Annotated in this window: 14 protein-coding genes and 1 tRNA gene; 8 read left to right on the top strand and 7 right to left on the bottom strand. The window is 70.1% G+C overall.

What is annotated here, in order from left to right; all coding sequences use genetic code 11:
- The first annotated feature begins 50 nt into the window (after positions 1–50).
- From LQK93_RS11080 to LQK93_RS11065, 4 genes are all read left to right on the top strand, one after another.
- On the top strand, positions 51–1151 hold the full coding sequence (locus LQK93_RS11080) for an FUSC family protein (RefSeq protein WP_374967847.1): 1101 nt from the start codon (positions 51–53) through the stop codon (positions 1149–1151).
- A gap of 114 nt (positions 1152–1265) precedes the next feature.
- Positions 1266–1607, top strand: a complete 342-nt coding sequence (locus tag LQK93_RS11075; protein WP_374967846.1) for a hypothetical protein — start codon at positions 1266–1268, stop codon at positions 1605–1607.
- 108 nt (positions 1608–1715) lie between these two features.
- The gene (locus LQK93_RS11070; protein WP_374967845.1) at positions 1716–2597 is read left to right on the top strand and encodes a Gfo/Idh/MocA family protein; all 882 of its coding nucleotides are present in this window, start codon (positions 1716–1718) and stop codon (positions 2595–2597) included.
- A gap of 868 nt (positions 2598–3465) precedes the next feature.
- Entirely contained in the window at positions 3466–4425 is a 960-nt protein-coding gene (locus LQK93_RS11065) for a patatin-like phospholipase family protein (protein WP_374967844.1), read from the top strand.
- Positions 4426–4763: 338 nt separating this feature from the next.
- Here the strand turns inward: LQK93_RS11065 and LQK93_RS11060 are convergent.
- Both LQK93_RS11060 and LQK93_RS11055 read right to left on the bottom strand, forming a co-directional pair.
- Positions 4764–4853 (bottom strand) — tRNA-Ser (locus LQK93_RS11060).
- Positions 4854–4863: 10 nt separating this feature from the next.
- A complete protein-coding gene (locus tag LQK93_RS11055) occupies positions 4864–5367 on the bottom strand; it encodes a nucleoside deaminase (protein ID WP_374967843.1) in 504 nt (167 codons plus the stop codon).
- Between the two features lie 17 nt (positions 5368–5384).
- On the opposite strand from LQK93_RS11055, the gene upp reads away from it, so the two are divergent.
- Complete coding sequence (gene upp / locus LQK93_RS11050) at positions 5385–6023, top strand: uracil phosphoribosyltransferase (protein WP_374967842.1); 639 nt, start codon at positions 5385–5387, stop codon at positions 6021–6023.
- Between the two features lie 21 nt (positions 6024–6044).
- Here upp and LQK93_RS11045 read toward each other — a convergent pair whose 3' ends face one another.
- The gene (locus LQK93_RS11045; protein ID WP_374967841.1) at positions 6045–7034 is read right to left on the bottom strand and encodes a small ribosomal subunit Rsm22 family protein; all 990 of its coding nucleotides are present in this window, start codon (positions 7032–7034) and stop codon (positions 6045–6047) included.
- A gap of 172 nt (positions 7035–7206) precedes the next feature.
- Here LQK93_RS11045 and LQK93_RS11040 point away from each other — a divergent pair, with 172 nt between their 5' ends.
- From LQK93_RS11040 to LQK93_RS11030, 3 genes are all read left to right on the top strand, one after another.
- Positions 7207–7377, top strand: coding sequence for a hypothetical protein (locus LQK93_RS11040; RefSeq protein ID WP_374967840.1), 171 nt, complete (start codon positions 7207–7209; stop codon positions 7375–7377).
- A gap of 18 nt (positions 7378–7395) precedes the next feature.
- Positions 7396–8169: a PH domain-containing protein gene (locus LQK93_RS11035; protein WP_374967839.1), complete on the top strand. Its 774-nt coding sequence runs from the start codon at positions 7396–7398 to the stop codon at positions 8167–8169.
- 91 nt (positions 8170–8260) lie between these two features.
- The gene (locus tag LQK93_RS11030; protein WP_374967838.1) at positions 8261–9760 is read left to right on the top strand and encodes an APC family permease; all 1500 of its coding nucleotides are present in this window, start codon (positions 8261–8263) and stop codon (positions 9758–9760) included.
- 767 nt (positions 9761–10527) lie between these two features.
- Here the strand turns inward: LQK93_RS11030 and pntB are convergent.
- The 4 genes from pntB to LQK93_RS11010 all read right to left on the bottom strand — a co-directional run bounded on the left by pntB (position 10528) and on the right by LQK93_RS11010 (position 15551).
- Complete coding sequence (gene pntB / locus LQK93_RS11025; RefSeq protein ID WP_374971486.1) at positions 10528–11850, bottom strand: Re/Si-specific NAD(P)(+) transhydrogenase subunit beta; 1323 nt, start codon at positions 11848–11850, stop codon at positions 10528–10530.
- Between the two features lie 66 nt (positions 11851–11916).
- Positions 11917–13482, bottom strand: coding sequence for a Re/Si-specific NAD(P)(+) transhydrogenase subunit alpha (locus tag LQK93_RS11020; RefSeq protein WP_374967837.1), 1566 nt, complete (start codon positions 13480–13482; stop codon positions 11917–11919).
- Positions 13483–13710: 228 nt separating this feature from the next.
- Positions 13711–15153 carry a DUF2252 domain-containing protein gene (locus LQK93_RS11015; RefSeq protein WP_374967836.1) on the bottom strand — a complete coding sequence of 481 codons (1443 nt, stop codon included), beginning with the start codon at positions 15151–15153 and terminating at the stop codon, positions 13711–13713.
- A gap of 14 nt (positions 15154–15167) precedes the next feature.
- Entirely contained in the window at positions 15168–15551 is a 384-nt protein-coding gene (locus LQK93_RS11010; protein WP_374967835.1) for an SHOCT domain-containing protein, read from the bottom strand.
- Between the last annotated feature and the right edge of the window lie 44 nt (positions 15552–15595).

Here is a 15595-nt window from a genome sequence, read left to right as displayed (position 1 = left end):
CTGTAGTATCCTAGTGGCTACTTCACTTATGTAGCATCTCGGAGCGAAAAATGACTCAGGCCACCCCGCCCCGGTCCTGGTGGGCGGCGGTCTTCGACCTGGGCCCCCACGCCGGTGCCCATTGGACCGCCCTGCGCGCAAGCCTGGCGATCTTCGTGCCGTTGGTGGCTTGCTGGGCGTCTGGTCGCGGCGAGCTGCTGCTCTATGCGGCGATCGGCGCCTTCGCCGCCCTGTACGGCCGACACGAGCCGGCTCGCGTACGCCTGGCCATGCAGGCGCAGGCGAGCGCAGTGCTGGTGGTCGGCGTGGTCATCGGCGCCCTGGTGGCGACCTCCCCGTTCCGACTGTGGCTGCTCGTCCCGATCGGGGCCGCCTGGGCCGGCATCGCGGTACTGCTCGCCGAGCGGGGCCGATGGCATCCGGCCGGGGCACTCAACCCGGTCTTCGCCCTCACCGCCTCGGCCACGGTCCCGATCCCGCTGAGCACGGTGCCCGCAGCTGTCCTCGCTGCGGCTGGCGCGGCCGGCTTCGCACTGCTGCTCGCCCTCCCGGGGCGCGGCGCCCGCGACGGTGGCGAACCGGTGCCGCATCGGCTGGCGTGGCGCGATCTGCGCCCATCCGACCCGGTGGGCCGCCACGTCGTCCGCTACGTGCTCGGCATCGGCGCCGCGGGCCTCGCGGTCGCGACCAGCGGCATCGGCCACCCCTACTGGACCTTCGTCACCGCGTCCGTCCCCATGTCCGCACCCGACCTGCACGCCCGCCTCACGCGCGCCGCCCAGCGGGTGATCGGCACCGCGGCCGGCCTCGGCGTCGCAGCCCTCGTCCTGGCCGCCCACCCCGCAGGCTATGTCGCGATCATCGTGATCGCCGCGCTCCAGGCGTGCACCGAGCTGACCACCGGGCGCAACTACAGCCTCGGCCTGGTCTTCTTCACGCCGATGGCCCTCGTGCTCGGCGACCTCATGCTGCCCGCCTCGATCGGCACTCTCCTGGCTCAGCGCGCCCTCGAGACCGTCGTCGGCCTCACCATCGCCCTCGCTGCCACCCTTGTCACCCACGAGAGGCGCACCCCGACGCCCCCAAACCCATCGCGCGATCATCTGCCCGACCACCCGGTCTTCTCATCTGCTGATCCTCGGGACTCGTGAACCTGGCTGGTCGCAGCCCCCGCTCAGGGAACGGCGCCATTTGAGGCCCATCGCCGCCTACTCTGACGCCTGAGCGCGGCCGTTCCGCGGCTTCCAACCACCATTGGGGACGCCATGACCACACCATCGAACTCGCCTGCCAGCGCCAACTCGCTCTCGCGAAACCCGACCCCGGCGCGGCTGTCGACCGGGATCATCATCATCCTGCTCATCACCATGTTCGCCTCCTGCTCGGCGGCGAGCAGCGCACAGGACGCCGCCAACAACGCGGCAAACCAAAAAGCCGTCAGCGACACCTCCGAGCTGGCCACCAGACAAGAGGTCCAAGCCATGTGCCGCCTGTTGGGCGCGGTCGCGACCAAGCAGGGCACGGACGTGACCGCACTGCTCAAGGACAACCAGACGGGCACCTCATGCGAGCAGGCCGCCATCGAATCCAGCGCTCCTCACCGCTGACCTACCCAGCATGCACAGGGCGCCCTACAGCTCTGTTCGTGCACCAGCGGTCCCGCCGTCACCCGACCAGGGGTTGCCGGCCCGGGTCCTCGCTCCTAGCCTCAAGGGGTGGCGGTGAAGACGGGTCTGGTGGGAGCGGGAAGGCGAGCCGAGGTCCATGCGTCTGCCCTCGCCGCGTCGCCGGACCTCGAGTTCGTGGGCGTGTGGACGCGCCGGCCCCTCGCTGCGGAGGAGCTCACCAAGCGGTTCGGCGGCTCGGTGTTCGCCGCTTTCGAGGATCTGCTCGACGCGTGTGAGGCGGTCTGCTTCGCCGTCCCACCGGCCGTCCAAGGTGAGCTCGCTGGCATCGCCGCTCGGGCCGGGAAGAGCGTGCTGCTGGAGGTGCCGATCGCGTGGGACCTCGCTGACGCCGAGCAGCTGACCGAGACGGTGGTCGCCGCCGGCGTCGTCTCTCAGGTCGCCTTCACGTGGCGGTACACCGCGGAGGTCCAGCGGTTCCTCCAGGCACACGGTTCCGACGACCGACGACCCCGAGGCGGTGGCGGCCGGGTCGTCAAGGTGCAGAGGGACCAGCCTGCCCAGGCCAACCGGTGGCGAAATGAACGTGGCCTTCTCTTCGATGTCGGCCCGCACGTCGCGGACCTCCTCGACGCGGCCATAGGAACGGTCGTCGACGTGGACGCCGAGGACGACGAGAACGCCTGGGTCACCCTGAAGCTGGAGCACCACCTGGTCGGGCCCTCCGAGTCGACGCTGGGGTCGAGCAGCACGATCGACCACGACGAGGCTGTGTTCGAGTTCGTCGGGGCAGACGGCAAGACCTCGCTCGACTGCTCCGACGCCGAGCGCAGGGCCGACTACGCCACCATGTTCGCCGAGTTCGCCAACGCCGCACGGACCGGCGAGGCCCACGCACTCGACGTCAACCATGGCCTGCACATCCAGCGGATCATCGAGGCCGCCGACACCAGGCTCCGCATGGGGCGATGAGGCGCACGCGGGTGCGTTCGGTGGGTCTCGCCAGGGCCTTCAGCCCGCGGTCGGCGCCCCTGGGTCCCCACGATCGCTGAACCCGACGCCGAGCACGTCACCGCCCATGTTGAGATGATCGCCACCCTACTGGGCCGGCAGTCCCCGGCCGTCGAGGCGATGCTGCCCGCCGATACCGTTGGACGAAGCCACGGGCTGCTTCGGCGTAGCTCGAGCCCTGAGGCAGACCGAGCTGCGAACAGTAGATCCCGGGCAACGTGTCTTGGCAGCCGAGCAGGCCCTCCACCATGGACGACTCGTCTCTGGCCAGCCTGGTCGGCAACGACTCGCCCTGGTCAAGCCAGTCGAGGAAGGCATGGCGGTCGGATCCGTGGGGCATCCGTTCTCCATTTCGTGGGCAACGTGAACTGGGTCCCTGTGCAGTGACCGTGCCGGGCCACACAGCGCGACCTGGCAGGGGCCCGAGCGCCGCGGGTGGCTGGTTCATGTGCGGCTCGCGCCGGCTCACGGCTCTCTCACCCATCGCCCGCTCCCTGCTGGTCAAGGGACGAGCCTTGCCGAGGCGAGGACGCCGGGCCTAGGGACGAAGGTCCCGAGGTAGCTGCCCCCATGGCTGGCGGAGCAGCACGACCGGCGACCGGGGCCGAGCGGTCGCGAGCTCGCAGCTCGCCGGACGCCTGACCGCGGGCGTGAACCACGAATGAGGCCACCACGAGACCCGCCGACCCGAGCTTCTCGGCTCAGACCGGCGTTTCTGCGGGCGAACGCTTCTGAGCGACTCCGGGGGTCCCGAATGAGACCAGAGGTGAGACCAGCCTCGCGCGCAGCCCCCTGTCCCCCAGTCGGCATCCGGGTCACGATTGAGGGCATGGGTGGCATCGGCCTCGTCCTGGGCGCAGGAGGCGTCGTTGGGCAGGCGTACCACGCAGGCGTCCTGGCCATGCTCGAGCACGACCTCGGCTGGGACCCCCGGAAGGCCGACGTCATCGTCGGGACCTCGGCCGGGTCCATCACAGGCATGCTGCTGCGCGCCGGCATCCCGGCCGCGGAGCTGGCAGCGTGGACGGTTCACGCGCCCCTGTCCGCCGAAGGACGGGTGCTGCACCGCATCGCAGGGACGGACCTGCCGCAGTTCCCGCCCTTCCGCCCGCTGGAGGTGCTTCGCCGCCGTCCGGACCTGCCGGGATGGCAGATGCTGCTCCATGCCGCGGTCCGCCCGACGCGCTTTCGTCCCCGGGTGGCCGCCCTTGCTCTCCTGGGCCCCGGGGACCACGACGTCGTGGAGCAGCTGAGGGTGCTTCAGGAGGTGGAGGGCCAGTCCTGGCCGGAGCGGCCCCTCTGGGTGTGCACCGTGCGACGGGGCGATGCCAGACGGGTCGTCTTCGGCAGACCCGGCAGCCCCGACGCGCCGCTGCACCTGGCCGTCGCCGCCTCGTGTGCCCTTCCGGGGTACTTCGCGCCGGTGACCATCGGCCGGGAGAGCTACATCGACGGCGGTTCGCATTCCCCCACCAACGCCGCCATCCTGCGCGAGCTCCAGCTCGACCTGGTCGTGGTGATCTCGCCCATGTCTGGGCCGTCGGGTCTGCCGCTTGACCTCTACGGTGCCTCCAGATGGCACTCCGCCCGCCTGGCGCGCCAGGAGGTCAACGCCCTTCGCCGGACCGGGAGCAACGTCATCGTCTTTCGTCCGGGGCCGGCTGAGCACGAAGTCATGGGCAATGACCTGCTGGCCACAGACCGGGTGCACGAGATCGTCCAACAGGCCTTCATGGGCGCCGGCGCGCACGCCGCAGAGCCTCACGTCAGGAAGATCCTGATGTCCTGACCTCGCGCTCCGAGAACGGCGCTGGCACGCAGGTCCGAGCGGGCGCCGGACCTGCGCCCAATGGCGAAGGAGGCGCCCGTGGCAAGGACGTGAGGTTTGCAGGTGATCCCGTCGCCCTCGCCGGGAGGGTGCGCGTCCCGAAGACCCGGCGGATCCGCGGGCTCAGCGGTCAGGGGCCCCCTGCATCCCGAAGAACCATCCCGTGTGGTGTGCAGCATGGACCGCGCCACGCCTCGATGCCTGCCACGCAGCCGCCGCTGTGCGCGAACCACGATTGAGACCACCACGAGAAACGCCGGCCCGAGCTTTCGGCTCAGACCGGCGTTCCTGCAAGTGACTGGCGGTGGCGGTGGGATTTGAACCCACGGTGGAGTTACCCCCACACACGCTTTCGAGGCGTGCTCCTTTGGCCGCTCGGACACGCCACCGGGAAAGACCCTACCGGAGGCGACGGCCCTCGAAGAAATCGACCAGGAGGGCCGCGGACTCCTCGGCGCGCACTCCCCCGACCACGTCGACGTTGTGCGTCGCGAGCGGGTCACGCGTCAGGTCCCACACCGAGCCGCAGGCGCCGGCCTTGGGGTCCCAGGCCCCGAAGACGATGCGGTCGAGCCGCGCCGCCATGGCCGCGCCGGCGCACATGACGCACGGCTCCAGGGTCACCACCAGGGTGCACCCCTCCAGCCGCCACGAGCCCAGCGCCCGGGAGGCCTCCCGGAGCGCGGCGACCTCCGCGTGCCCGGTCGGGTCGCCGTCCTCCTCGCGCACGTTGCGCCCGCGCCCCAGGACGGTGCCGTCCGGGTCGACGACGAGAGCCCCGACGGGTACGTCCTGCGAACCGACCGTCGCGGCAGCGAGCTCGAGCGCCTCCCCCATCCAGGCGGCATACGTCTCCGGCGAGGGGGCGGAGCTTCTGCGGGACGTCTCGGATCCTCTGGCCACGCGCTAAGTTTCCACCCATGGACGTCCATGTCGCAGACCACCCGCTCATCGCCCACAAGCTGACCTACCTGCGCGACAAGCGGACCGACAGCCCGACGTTCCGGCGCCTCGCCGAGGAGCTGGTGACGCTGCTCGCCTACGAGGCGACGCGCGACGTCCGCGTCGAGCCGTTCGAGATCGAGACGCCGGTCGCCCCCACCACGGGCATCAAGCTGTCCAACCCGAAGCCGATCATCGTGCCGATCCTGCGCGCGGGCCTCGGCATGCTCGACGGCATGGTCAAGCTCCTGCCGAGCGCCGAGGTCGGCTTCCTCGGCATGATCCGCAACGAGGAGACCCTCGAGGTCTCGACGTACGCCAACCGCCTGCCCGACGACCTCACGGGGCGCCAGGTCTTCATCCTCGACCCCATGCTCGCCACCGGCGGCACGCTCGTCATGGCGATCGACTACCTGACGGCCAAGGGCGCTCGCGACATCACGGCCGTCTGCCTCCTCGCCGCCCCCGAGGGCATCAAGCACCTCGAGGAGGAGCTGTCCGAGAGCGACATCCCCGTCAAGGTCGTGCTCGGCACCATCGACGAGAAGCTCAACGAGAAGGGCTACATCGTCCCCGGCCTCGGCGACGCCGGTGACCGCCTCTACGGCGTCGTCTGACCGATTGCGTATGCCGTCCGCTCAGGGCAGCGCGTCGCCCCACTCGGCGTCGCGTGCCCTTCGGTAGCGCTCCCCCGCCTTCTTCGAGATGACCTCCCGACCGGCGGTGCCATCGGGTCGGCAGACCTGGAACTCCACGAGTCCCTTGCGCTTCAAGGGATGCCGGATGATTCGGCCCGAATACGCCTGTGCTGCGGTTGAGTCCAGCACCCCGGGCGCGGCCGCGGCGATCCACGAGAACTTCTCGTCCTCGTAGGACAGTTCGGCACCCTTGATCCGCCGGTGCTCCGCAGACCGGTTGACCCGTGCGGCGAAGTGGCACCAGTCGGTCTGCTGCAGAGGGCATTCCGCCTCGTGTGGGCAGGGCCCGATCAGGGACCAGCCGGCGGCGATGAGCGCAGACCGGACCCGGATCACCCGCCCGTAGCCGTCAGGGGTGCCGGGTTCGACCACGACCACCGCGCGCCCGCGGTGCATGGCATCGGCCACCAACGCTTCCTGCTGGCGCTCATCGAGCTCGCTGAGGACGTACGACACCGTGACGAGGTCGGCATCGGCGTCGGGCCAGGCACCGGCCCGCGCACGCGCGAACGTCGAACCGGCGAGCGCCGGCGAGGGCGCATCCGTGACGAGCTCGCGCCCAAGGGCCAACGCGGCTTCCACCTGGTCCAGGACGGTGATCGACTCGAGCGACGGGAAGGCGCCGACCGCCGCCCAGGCCGCTGCGCCCGTGCCGCCCCCGAGGTCGAGCAGGGAGCGCGGCTGCAGCCCGCGGCCCGCCACCGTCTCCAGTGCCCTGGACAGCGCCTCGTGCGTCGCCGGCATCCGGTAGGCGGCGTACGCGGCGACATGGACGTCGGAGGCGAGAATCGGCGTCGAGGCCGGACTCACGCTGCGGTAGCGAGACACGAGCGCCTCGGTGGCCCGGGCCAGGTCCCGCTCGTCGACCCCGCGCACGACGCGGGCCAGGGCGGCACGCAGCGCGGCGGCATACGTCGGCGTTCGGGACACGCGAGGAGGATAGCTGCGCCGTGACGGCGGGCTCTGACGCATCCTCGGCCGGCTCGGGACACGCTGCCCCGCGTCCCGGTCACAAAGGCCCCATACGGCACACTGGGTGCACCCCTGTGCCGTGGGGCTGTCAGGGCAGCGCCAGCACCTTCCCTCCAAGGAGCGACACACCATGGGCCCCAAGCTCAAGAAGATCGTGCTGATCCTCGTGCTCGCGTTCTTCGTGTATGCCGTGTTCACCAACCCGACCAAGGCCGCAGACCTCGTGCACACCATCGGCAGTCTTCTCGTCGACGGTTTCAACGCGATCCTGCGGTTCTTCAACTCGCTGCTCAACCGGTGACACGAGCAGACTGATCCCATGGCGCTGCTTCGGAGCACGGAGGTCCCGGCGGGACTGGCCCCGATCCTGCTCCCGGGCGAACGGCTCGTCACCGCCGTCCGTGCGCACTGGGTGAAGCTCGCCGAACCCGTCGCGACCACGACGCTCGCCTTCGTCGCCGCGATCTGGGTCGACTCCAACGTCACCAAGGCCACCGAGATGGTCGGCACCGCGTTCTGGTGGCTCTTCCTCGCGGTGCTCGGCCGCCTCGTCTGGTGCCTCGTCGACTGGAGCCACAACTGGTTCGTGGCCACCGACAAGCGGTTGCTCCTGCGCTACGGGCTCGTCACCCACAAGGTCGCGATGATGCCGCTGCTCAAGGTGACCGACATGAGCTACGTCCGTTCCATCCCGGGCCAGTTCCTCGGCTACGGCAAGTTCGTGCTCGAGAGCGCCGGTCAGGACCAGGCCCTGCGCGAGGTCAAGTGGGTCCCCAACCCCGACCGGACCTACCGGGACATCTGCGCCGAGATCTTCCACATCGTCCCGCCTCCCGGTGACGAGGACTTCCAGGAGCTGGGCGAGCTCGACAGCGGGTTCCCCGACGTCGATGCCGTCCACAACGCCACGTCCGACCGGCTCGACTCCTACTCCCGGGCGATGCCGATCCAGCGGCCGGCTGCGCGACAGCCCCGACGGGCCGAGGAACGGCCCGAGACTGTCTACGAGAGCGAGGACCTCAAGCGGCGCCGTCGCAGCGCCGACACCGGTCCCATCTGGCCCTCCCGGGACAGCCGGCGATCCGACGACTGACGGTCGACTGACGGCCAGGGGGTCGCCGTCGATGACGCTCACCGCTAGTTTGTGATGATCCGCCCGTCACCCGACCTGTCCGGAGGTCCGCATGAGTGTGTTCCGCACCAAGTCGATCGAGGCGACGATGGCTTCGGCCGACGACGCCGACCACAAGCTGAAGAGAACGCTCAGTGCTCTGGACCTGACCGTCTTCGGCATCGGGGTCATCATCGGCGCCGGTATCTTCACGCTGACCGGAAGGGCGGCCAAGGACTACGCCGGCCCCTCCATCGCGCTGTCGTTCGTCGTCGGCGCGATTGTCTGCGGCCTCGCCGCGCTGTGCTACGCCGAGTTCGCCTCGACGGTGCCGATCTCCGGGTCGGCCTACACCTTCTCCTACGCCACGCTCGGTGAGCTCATCGCCTGGATCATCGGCTGGGACCTGCTCCTGGAGCTGATGCTGGGAGCGAGTGTGGTGGCACAGGGGTGGTCGCAGTACCTCGTGACCTTCCTGGGACAACTCGGGTTCAAATGGCCCGATGCCGTCGGTCCGGGCTCGCACTTCGACCTCCCCGCTTTCCTGCTCGTCGCCATCCTGACCCTGCTCATCGCCAAGGGCATCAAGGAGTCGATGCGGGTCAACCTCGTGCTCGTGGGCGTCAAGCTCTTCATCGTGCTGTTCGTGATCTTCGCGGGGATCGCCTACATCAACACCGCGAACTGGTCGCCGTTCATCCCGCCGAGCCAGCCCGGCAAGGCCGCCGAGGGACTCACCACGCCGCTCATCCAGCTGATCAGCGGCATGACGCCCTCCACCTACGGGGTCATGGGCATCATGGCCGGCGCCGCGATCGTGTTCTTCGCCTACATCGGGTTCGACGTCGTCGCCACCACGGCGGAGGAGGCGCGCAACCCGCAGCGCGACCTGCCCCGTGGCATCCTCGGCTCGCTCGCCATCTGCACGGTCCTCTACGTCGCCGTGACCCTCGTGATCACGGGGATGCAGAACTACAAGGACATCGACCCGAAGGCGGCACTGGCCACGGCGTTCACCCAGGTGGGCAAGGACGGCTTCGCGACCCTCATCTCCGCCGGCGCTGTCGCCGGCCTGACCACCGTCGTGATGACGCTGCTGATCGGTGCGACCCGAGTGACCTTCGCGATGAGCCGCGACAACCTCATCCCGCAGGGACTGGGGCGCACCAACGCCAGGACCGGCACGCCGGTGAGGCTCACGCTCATCATCGGGACCGTCGTCGCCCTGATCGCATCGCTGACGCCGATCGGCAAGCTCGAGGAGATGGTGAACATCGGCACGCTGACGGCGTTCATGCTGGTCTCGCTCGCCGTGCCGATCCTGCGCAAGCGCCGTCCCGACCTCAAGCGCTCGTTCCGAGTGCCGGGCAACCCGGTCGTCCCGTGGCTCTCGGCGCTGGCCTGCTTCTACCTGGTGCTCAACCTCTCGGTCGAGACCTGGATCCGGTTCGTCGTGTGGATGGCGGTGGGGTTTCTCATCTACTTCACCTACTCCCGGTCGCACAGCAACGTCGCGAGGGGCATCGACGAGGCTCGAGCGCAGGAGGCCCCCGAGGTGGTCGGCGAACACTGAGCTGGAGCGACCAGCCGTACAGCCCCGCCCGTGAGCACACGGGCGGGGCTGTACGCGTGCAGGGCTCGAGGTGGGCCCGCGATCAGACCGGCTCCTGAGGCTGTGACTCGCGGGGGCCTAGACGTCGATCGGGCTCGCACTGGCACGGGCAGGCAGCGAGGCAGGCACGCTCGAAGCAGGCGTCGAGGCACGCGCATTCGGGATCGGGGACCACCTGCTGACGAGTCAGCGCCGCGGCGAGGGCCCGCTCGCGAGCGAGCTGCCTGTCGTCACGCAGTCCGCTCTCGGTGGGATGGTCCAGCGGGACTCCCTGGTGTTCACGGCGGTAGGCGCGCGCCGGGCGCTGGTAGTACCACCCGCGGGCAGGCGGCCCTCCCCGACGGGAGTCGACCCGGTCCGCGGGCGCTTCCCGAGGTGGCCTGGCATCCAGGTGGCCCGGAAAGCGCCGGTGAGGTCGGCCATCCGCCTGGCACGGACGATGAACCGGGCCCCGTCGAAGACCCCGCTCCCCACAACCTGGTCACCGTCGCTGCGGTCCGTCCCGTTCGCCCCACTTCATCCGCGTCACCTCCCCGTGTCCGCTGATGGTGCCACCGCCCTCGGACAGTCCCCATGCCACTCGGCAACTGCTCCCCAGAACGGAGCAGCATCCGATACGCGAACACGCGCACCAATTCCCACGCCGCTCGGAACCTGCTCCCCAAAACGGAGCAGGTTCCGAGCAGCGGGCGGGTCTCCGGTGCGGGTGGGGGCGGCCGCGGCGGCGGTCAGAGGGCCTTGATGATGTCCTCGACGCGTTCCTTGGCGTCTCCGAAGAGCATGGCCGAGTTCTCGCGGAAGAAGAGCGGGTTCTGCACGCCCGCGTAGCCTGCGGCCATCGAGCGCTTGAAGACGACGACCTCCCTGGCCTTCCACACCTCGAGGACGGGCATGCCGGCGATCGGCGAGGTCGGGTCCTCCGCCGCGGCGGGGTTGACCGTGTCGTTCGCGCCGATGACGAGCACGACGTCGGTGTCGGGGAAGTCGTCGTTGATCTCGTCCATCTCGAGCACGATGTCGTAGGGCACCTTCGCCTCGGCCAGCAGCACGTTCATGTGGCCGGGGAGCCGGCCCGCCACCGGGTGGATGCCGAACCGCACCTCGACCCCACGCTCGCGCAGCTTCGAGGTGAGGTCGGCAACCGGGTACTGCGCCTGCGCCACCGCCATGCCGTAGCCGGGAGTGATGACGACGGACGAGGCGTCCTTCAACAGGTCCGCGACCTCCGCGGCATTGGTCTCCCGGTGGTCGCCGTAGTCGACGTCCGGGTCGGACACGGCACCGTCCGACCCGAACCCCCCGGCGATGACCGAGACGAACGAGCGGTTCATCGCCTTGCACATGATGTACGAGAGGTAGGCACCGGAGGAGCCGACGAGGGCACCGGTGACGATCAGGAGGTCGTTGCCCAGCATGAAGCCGGCGGCAGCCGCCGCCCACCCGGAGTAGCTGTTGAGCATCGACACGACGACCGGCATGTCGCCGCCGCCGATGGAGGCGACGAGGTGCCAGCCGAAGGCCAGCGCGATCGCCGTCATGACGAGCAGCGGCACCAGCGAGTGGCCCGCCACGAACCAGACGAGCAGGCCGGCCGACACCACGAGCGCGGCCAGGTTGAGCCAGTGCCTGGCCGGCAGCATCAGCGGCCTGCTCGAGATGCGCGCCGACAGCTTGAGGAACGCGACGATCGAGCCGGTGAAGGTGACGGCGCCGATGAAGACACCGAGGAAGATCTCGACGAGGTGCACCGAGTCACCGGCGCCGCCCGACGCGAGGAAGGTGTTGAGCCCTACGAGCACTGCTGCCGCGCCGACGAAGGAGTGGAGCATGGCGATGAGCTCGGGCATGCCGGTCATCTCGACCCGGCGCGCGCGCCAGATGCCGATCGCGTCGCCGATCGCCATGGCGACGAAGACGGCGACGACGTTGCCCCAGGGAGCGTTGCGCAGCGAGAGCCACAGCGTGGCGACGAGGGCCAGGCCCATGCCCACCATGCCGAGGACGTTGCCGTCCCTGGCGGTCTCGTGCTTCGACAGGCCGGCGAGCGACATGATGAACAGCAGCGCCGCCACGATGTAGGCGGCCTGGATGAGCGAGGTGCTGACGTCGGTCACGGCTCAGCCCTTCCTGAACATCGTGAGCATGCGCCGGGTCACGGTGAAGCCACCGAAGATGTTGATGCTCGCGATCAGGGTGGCCACGAAGGCCAGCACGACGATCACCACGTCGGAGCTCACCGACGTGCGCGCGCCGCCGAGCTGGAGCAGCGCGCCCACCACGATGATGCCGCTGATGGCGTTGGTCACCGACATGAGCGGGGTGTGCAGGGCGTGGTGCACGTTCCCGATGACGTAGTAGCCGATGACGACGGCGAGCGCGAAGACCGTGAAGTGGCCCAGGAAGCTGGTCGGCGAGACCGCTGCGACGGCTGCGAACACTGCCGCGCCGACCGCCATCCCGACGTACCTCCGGCGGGGGTCGCGTGGTCGTGGCGGCTCCTTGACGACCTCCGTGCCGTATGCCGGCTGCTTGGCCACGGGTGCCGCGCTGACCTGGATCGCGGGCGGGGGCCAGAGCAGCTCCCCGTCCCGGGCGACGGTCATGTTGCGCTGGACGACGTCGTCGAAGTCGAGCACGAGCCGGCCGTCCTTGCCGGGCGTCAGGAGCTTCATCAGGTTGACGAGGTTCGTGCCGTAGAGCTGGGACGCCTGCGTCGGCAGCCGCGCGGCCAGGTCGGTGAAGCCGATGATCGTCACGCCGTTGCCCGTGACGACCACCTCGTCGGCGACGGAGCCCTCGACGTTCCCACCGTTGGCGGCGGCCATGTCGACGACCACCGACCCCGGCTTCATCGAGGCCACCATCTCGGCGGTGATGAGGCGCGGGGCGGGGCGACCCGGGATGAGCGCCGTCGTGACGACGATGTCGACGTCGGTTGCCTGGGCGGCGTAGAGCTCCGCCGCCCGACGGTTGTACTCCTCGCCCATCTCCCGGGCGTAGCCGTCGCTCGACGAGGCGGCGTCGTCGACCTCCGGCATCTGCACCGCCAGGAAGTCCGCCCCCATGGACTCGACCTGCTCGGCAACCTCGGCGCGCGCATCGGTCGCACGCACGATGGCGCCGAGGGACCGCGCCGTCCCGATCGCTGCGAGGCCCGCCACCCCGGCGCCCGCGACCAGGACCTTGGCAGGGGGCACCTTGCCGGCGGCCGTCACCTGTCCCGTGAAGAACGACCCGAACCGGTGTGCGGCCTCGACGACGGCGCGGTACCCGGCGATGTTGGCCATCGAGGACAGGACGTCGAGGGACTGGGCACGAGAGATCCGCGGCACGGCGTCCATGGCCATCGCGGTCACCCCGGCCGCGCGCAGCCTCTCGACGAGCTCGGGGTTGAGCGCGGGCGCCAGGAGGCAGACGAGGACGGTCCCGGGCGGCAGCCACGAGATCTCCTCGTCCGTTGGCGCGTTGACCTTGTGGACGACCTCCGCGCCCCACGCCTCGCCGGTGGTGACCACGCGCGCACCGGCGACGGCATACGCCTCGTCGGAGAAGCTGGCCGCCTCGCCGGCTCCAGCCTCCACCACGACGTCGTAGCCGAGGCCGACGAGCTGCTCGACGGTCTTGGGCGTCGCGGCGACGCGAGTCTCACGAGCACGGGTCTCACGGGGCACACCGATCTGCACGCTGGGTCCTTCGCACTCAGGGCTGGGGCACTGGTTCCAGAACCTAGGGCACGACCGGCAGGTATGCGCGCCTCTGCCCGGCACGTCACACAAATGACGCCCGGACAGCCCGAGAATCTCTGATCGTGGGCACCCGCCACGGCTTCGAGGTGCACTGCATGACGCACCGCCTCGAGCGGGAGCGGCTCGAGGCGGTGGGTCGGTGTGGCTCGGCGGCCGACGGGCGGCTCAGACGTCGTGGACGGCGGACAACCGTCCGGCCTCCACCGCCGCCGCCAGCTCCGCGTGGTCGCGCTCGTTCTGGTCGGCGTACGCGACCGCGAAGTCCGCGACCGCCTCGTCGAAGGCGGCGCCTGCGTCTGCCCCGGTGCCGCCGGCCTCCGTCGGACCCGGGGGGGTCTCGAGGTAGATGGCGATGTCGCGAGGGTCGCCCGAGCGCGCGTGGGCGCGCGCCAAGGTCCAGGCGCACACCTCGCCGAGGCGCGCCATCGTGGCGGCGTCGAGGGTCTCGATCTCGAAGCCGCCCTTCCAGTCGCGGAACTGGCGCACGTAGAAGTCCCGCGCGACGCCGTCGATACCCGCGACCCGCTGCCAGCCCAGCAGGATGTCGCTGCTCGCCTGCATGAGCCGCTGGCCCTCGACGACCCGGCGGCCCTGGTTGTCCAGCGGCGGCGACGGCAGGTGCGGGGCCAGGACCGACTCGGCCGCCTCCTTGGCCTGCAGCAGCAGCGGGTTGCCCAGCTCGTCGGCCAGGAGCAGGAGCCAGGCGCGCGTCCCGACGGAGCCGACCCCGACCGCCTTCCGCGCCATGTCGACGACCTGGTAGCGGTCCACGAGGACGCGCCGGTCAGGCTGCAGGCTGCTGCGGTAGAGCTCGAGCAGCCGGCCGAGCAGCGTCGTCAGGTCCTCCGCGAGCTCGGGCGCGAGCTCGCGCACCGGCACGAGGATCGGCGGGTCGCTGACGAAACGCCGCTGGCCGAACTCCGACCGGGTCAGCTTCGCCACGGCGTGGGCGGCGTCCCGGCCGCGCGACTTGCCGACGACCTTCATCGCCGCCTCCCTCGCGGACTTGGGCAGCTCCTTCTGCAGCCGCGGCAACCCGGGCTGCAGCTCGGCGCGTGCGTACCAGACCTCCAGCGCCGACTGCCCGGCGAACTCGGCCATCGACCGGCGGTAGGCACTCACGGTGCCCACGGTCACCGCTCGCCGCTGCTTGCGGCGCAACCCGGTCTCGCGACCGGCGATCTCGAGGCTGGCGGCCAGCCTCTTGACGTCCCACTCGAACGGGCCCGGCCACGTCTCGTCGAAGTCGTTGAGGTCGAACACCTGCTTGCGCTCCGGCGTGCCGAAGAGCCCGAAGTTCGACACGTGCGCGTCACCGCACAGCTGCGCCGTGAGCCCGGTGCTGCCGGCCGCAGCCAGGTCGGCCGCCATCACCGCCGCGGCCCCCCGGTAGAAGGCGAAGGGCGAGGCCAGCATCCGGCCGTAGCGGACGGGCAACAGCTCCGGCACGCGGCTGCGCCCCTGTTCCTCGAGTATCGCGAGAGGGTCCCGGCCGGCCCACGACGGCAGCTGCGCGTGTGAGCCGAGCGGCATGCGTTCGGCGGCCTCCCGGACACGCTGGGCACGCGACCGCGTGTCCGGAAGGCTGGTGACCTGTGTGGCTGCCATGGCTGCACCCCCGGTCAGGCCGCCAGGGCCTTCTGCTTCAGCGCGCTGAACTCGTCGGGCGAGATCGCGCCGGAGTCGAGCAGCTCCTTCGCCTTGGCGATCTGCTCCGTACCGGAGGCCGGCGTGCCGGCGACGGAGCGGACGTACTCGTCCTGGGCCTTGCGCGCCTCTGCGTACTGCTCCGCGGAGCGCTCGCTCATGCTCCGGCCGCGGACGATCAGGTAGACGAGCGCCGTGAGGAGCGGGAACAGGACGAGGCACACGACCCAGATCGCCTTGATCCACCCCGAGAGCTCCTTGTCGCGGAACAGGTCGGTCAGGATCCAGAACAGGGCCATGAGGTAGGCGGTGAAGGCGAAGAAGACGAAGATGAACCAGATGATGTCCCAGAACGACATGTCGGGGCGCCTTTCTCGTAGGGCAGCCACCAAGCGGGCCTGCT

Origin of the sequence: Terrabacter sp. BE26 (genome assembly GCF_041941675.1) — a bacterium.
Taxonomy (GTDB): Bacteria; Actinomycetota; Actinomycetes; order Actinomycetales; family Dermatophilaceae; genus Terrabacter.
The sequence above is the reverse complement of the archived record's forward strand: the minus strand, read 5'-3'. Positions and strand labels throughout refer to the sequence as shown.